The organism is Stenotrophomonas pictorum JCM 9942 (assembly GCF_001310775.1).
Taxonomy (GTDB): Bacteria; Pseudomonadota; Gammaproteobacteria; order Xanthomonadales; family Xanthomonadaceae; genus Stenotrophomonas; species Stenotrophomonas pictorum.
Genome location: NZ_BAZI01000249.1, coordinates 1 through 4,010 on the forward strand (window position 1 = coordinate 1; position 4,010 = coordinate 4,010).

Below are 4,010 nucleotides of genomic sequence, written 5' to 3' on the forward strand. Positions count from 1 at the left end.
CACCGGCGCGGCTTCGGCCGGCGCGCCGTGGTGGTGGCCGGTGTCCTGGCCTTCGGCACGCTGCGGCAGGTTCGGGTCGATCTCGAAGTGCGCCAGCATGTGCCCGGTGACCACGATGTCACCGGCCGCGCCGGCCAGCTTGAGCACCTTGCCGGAGACCGGCGAGGGGACTTCGACCACCGCCTTGGCGGTTTCCATCGACACCAGCGGCTCGTCCAGCCGGATCACGTCACCTTCCTTGACGAACCATTCGACGATGGTGGCGTCCGGCAGGCCTTCGCCCAGGTCGGGCAGGTTGAAGCTCTTGGTCTGGCTCATGTGCAGTTCTCTTCCAGCAGTTCAAGTTCGCGGGCCGGCAGCCAGCCCTGCACGCCATCGGCGCGTTCGGACCACCACCAGCCGCCATGTTCGTGATGCAGTCGCACCTGTTCGCCGCGGTCCACGTCCAGCTCACGCGCGCTGTAGTCACGCAAAGCCTCGGCGCGGCCGTCCCCCAGCGGCCGCAACCAGTCGGCCGGGGCCCAGCCGGCGGTGCCCTCGGCGGTTTTCACCCAGGCGAAGGCCGGCCATTCCTCGTCGCGGACACCGAGTTCGACGATCTGTCCGGTGCGCAGTTGCACCGGGTTGCGGTACTGGTTGCGGTGACTGCCATGCAGGCGTGCCCGCATGTCAGCCCGCCGCCACGGCGCGCTTGGCCGCCGCCACGATCCGCTCCACGCTCGGCAGGTACTTCATCTCCAGGCGGAACAGCGGGATGTGGGTGTCGTAGCCGGTGACGCGCTCGACCGGGGCCAGCAGGTCGTACATCGATTCCTCGGCCAGGCGCGCGGCGATCTCGGCACCAAAACCGGCGGTCTTGGGCGCTTCCTGCACGATCACGCAGCGGCCGGTCTTGGCCACCGATTCGGCGATGGTGGCGAAGTCCAGCGGACGCAGCGTGGCCACGTCGATGACCTCGGCGCTGATGCCTTCGCCGGCCAGCTTGTCGGCCGCTTCCAGCGCTTCCTTGACCTGCGCGCCCCAGGTCACCAGGGTCACGTCGGTGCCGTCACGCAGCACGAAGCACACGTCCAGCGGCAGCGCCTCGCCATCATTGGCGACCACTTCCTTGTACTGGCGGTAGATGCGCTTGGGCTCCATGTAGATCACCGGATCCGGCTCGCGGATCGCGGCCAGCAGCAGGCCGTAGGCGCGCTGCGGGCTGGACGGCAGCACCACGCGCAGCCCCGGCACGTTGGTGAAGATGGCCTCGTTGGCTTCGCTGTGGTGCTCGGGCGCGCGGATGCCGCCGCCCCACGGCACGCGCAGCACCATCGGGCAGTGCAGGCGGCCACGGGTGCGGTAACGCAGGCGCGCGGCATGGCAGATCACGTGGTCGACCATCGGGTAGACGAAGCCGTCGAACTGGGCCTCGGCCACCGGCTTCATGCCCTGCGCGGCCAGACCGACGGTGAGGCCGGCGATGGTGGTTTCATCCAGCGGGGTGTCCAGCACGCGCTGCGCGCCGAAGCGCTGCTGCAGGCCGGCGGTGGCGCGGAACACGCCGCCGTTGACGCCGACGTCTTCGCCCAGCACCAGTACCGAGGGGTCGTGTTCCATTTCCCAGGCCAGGGCCTGGGTCACCGCTTCGATCAGGGTGATGGGCGTTGCGGTCATGGGCTCTTCTCCGCGCGCGGTGGCGGCGCTGTGCGCCGTGCGGCGTCGTGGCCGGCGGTGGATTCAGGGGCGGTGCGCTTGAGATCATCCATGGCGCTGCTCCAGGGCGATGGCGTCGGCGCGCTGGGCCAGCAGGTCCGGCGGCGGATCGGCATACAGATAGTCGAACATCGCCTCGACCGGCTGCACCGGGCAGTTGAGGTAGGCGTTGACCTCCTCGTCCACGCGCGCGCCGCATTCGGCGATCCAGCTCTTTTCTTCCTCCTCGCTCCACACGCCCTGTGCGGTGAGGTACTTGCGCAGGCGGATCAGCGGTTCCTTCAACCAGGCCGATTTCACTTCCGCATCGTCGCGGTAGCGGCGTGCGTCATCGGCGGTGGTGTGGTCGGACAGGCGGTAGGTGAGCAGTTCCAGCACCGTGCCGCCCTCGCCGGCCAGGGCGCGTTCGCGCGCCTGTTCCATCGCCGCCAGCACCGCGATCAGGTCGTTGCCGTCCACCTGCAGGCAGAACAGGCCACCGGCGATGCCCTTCTGCGCCAGGGTTTCGGCACCGGTCTGGGCCGAACGCGGTACCGAGATCGCCCAGCCGTTGTTCACCACGCACAGGATCAGCGGCAGCTTGTAGGCGCCGGCCGAGTTCACCGCGGCGTAGAAATCGGTCTTGGAGCTGCCGCCATCACCGCACACGGTCACCGCCACCTGCGGCTTGCCCTGCAGCTTGAACGACAGCGCCGAGCCGGCCGCATGCAGGCACTGGGTGGAGATCGGCACGCAGATCGGGAAGTCGCGGACCGCGTCGCTGTTGCGGTCGTAATCGCTGCCGCGCTCGTCACCGCCCCAGTACATCAGCACGTCGCGCGGGCGTACGCCGCGCATGAACATGGCGCCGTACTCGCGGTAGCTGGGGGCGAACACGTCGCCGGGCTTCATGGCCGCACCAATGCCGACGTGGGCCGCCTCATGGCCCAGGCAGGAGGCGAAGGTGCCGAGCTTGCCGGTGCGCTGCAGGGCCACGGCCTTGGTGTCGAACACCCGGGTGGCCAGCATCTGCTTGAACATCGGCAGCAGCGCCCGCGCATCGCGCAGCGAGGCGGGAAGGTCGTCGCGGACCAGGTTGCCGTCGGCATCCAGGTACTGCAGGTATTCGATTTGGAACTGGGCGGAAACCGTCATCGCATCAACACCTTGAACAGATGGTTTCAAATGATAGGAATTGCCCATGGTAAGGACTCGGACCGGAAAAGCCGTCCTGCGGCGCAGCACAAACCGCCGTGCGAGCGTCCGCCGGGGTCGATAGCCACGGGGCAGGCGCCGCAAACTCAACGTATTCAGTCGCGTTGTCGGGCCTACGTATTGTCGCGCCGGGCGCGCTGGCAAGTGTTGTGTTTCCGTTTGCGCGGGGCCGCCGCCAATGGCCGGGCTGCGTTACGCTTTGCGCCCCGCGCACAGGCACGACCGATGACCGTAGAAAAGAACCAGCGTGAGCTCGAAGCCGGTATCCATACCGATCTGCAGGGCCGGCTCACCTACGGCGGCTACCTGCGCCTGGACCAGTTGCTGTCCGCGCAGCAGCCGCTGTCCAGTCCGCCGCACCACGACGAGATGCTGTTCATCATCCAGCACCAGACCTCGGAGCTGTGGCTGAAGCTGCTGGCGCACGAGCTGCGCGCGGCGCGCGGCTTCCTGCAGCGCGACCAGGTCTGGCAGTGCCGCAAGGTGCTGGCCCGCGCCAAGCAGGTGCTGCGCCTGCTGACCGAGCAGTGGGCGGTGCTGGAAACGCTCACCCCGTCCGAATACATGGGCTTCCGCGACGTGCTGGGGCCCTCCTCGGGCTTCCAGTCGCTGCAGTACCGCTATATCGAATTCCTGCTGGGCAACAAGAACGCCGACATGCTCAACGTGTTCGCCCACGACCCGGCCGGGCAGGCGCAATTGCGTGAAGTGCTGGAGGCGCCCAGCCTGTACGAGGAGTTCCTGGCCTATCTGGCGCGCTTCGGCCATGCCATCCCGGCCACCTACGACGACCACGACTGGACCCGGCCGCATGTCAGCGATCCGGCGCTGCGCCCGGTGTTCGAGACCATCTACCAGGACACCGACCGCTACTGGCGCGAGTACTCGCTGTGCGAGGACCTGGTGGACCTGGAAACCCAGTTCCAGCTGTGGCGCTTCCGGCATATGCGCACGGTGATGCGGGTGATCGGTTTCAAGCGCGGCACCGGCGGCTCCTCCGGCGTGGGCTTCCTGCGCCAGGCGCTGGAGCTGACCTTCTTCCCGGAACTGTTCGAAGTGCGCACCAGTATCCGCGCCGACGGCTGAGACGGGCCACGGGCAGCCCCCCGGCGCCGTTGCCC

Annotated in this window: 5 protein-coding genes; 1 reads left to right on the top strand and 4 read right to left on the bottom strand. The window is 68.2% G+C overall.

What is annotated here, in order from left to right:
* The 4 genes from JCM9942_RS11745 to pdhA all read right to left on the bottom strand — a co-directional run.
* The coding region (locus JCM9942_RS11745) for a biotin/lipoyl-containing protein (protein ID WP_304941140.1) at positions 1-318 on the bottom strand (318 nt) is incomplete at its 3' end.
* Positions 315-668 carry an SH3 domain-containing protein gene (locus JCM9942_RS11750; RefSeq protein ID WP_054659864.1) on the bottom strand — a complete coding sequence of 118 codons (354 nt, stop codon included), beginning with the start codon at positions 666-668 and terminating at the stop codon, positions 315-317. The genes JCM9942_RS11745 and JCM9942_RS11750, both read right to left, overlap by 4 nt.
* A gap of 1 nt (position 669) precedes the next feature.
* Entirely contained in the window at positions 670-1,656 is a 987-nt protein-coding gene (locus JCM9942_RS11755; protein ID WP_054659866.1) for a transketolase C-terminal domain-containing protein, read from the bottom strand.
* A gap of 84 nt (positions 1,657-1,740) precedes the next feature.
* Positions 1,741-2,829 (bottom strand): pyruvate dehydrogenase (acetyl-transferring) E1 component subunit alpha, encoded by a 1,089-nt coding sequence (pdhA, locus tag JCM9942_RS11760; RefSeq protein WP_054659868.1) that lies wholly within the window; start codon positions 2,827-2,829, stop codon positions 1,741-1,743.
* A 285-nt stretch (positions 2,830-3,114) separates the two neighbouring features.
* Between pdhA and JCM9942_RS11765 the strand changes: the two genes are divergently transcribed.
* On the top strand, positions 3,115-3,975 hold the full coding sequence (locus JCM9942_RS11765; RefSeq protein ID WP_054659870.1) for a tryptophan 2,3-dioxygenase: 861 nt from the start codon (positions 3,115-3,117) through the stop codon (positions 3,973-3,975).
* Positions 3,976-4,010: the final 35 nt, after the last annotated feature.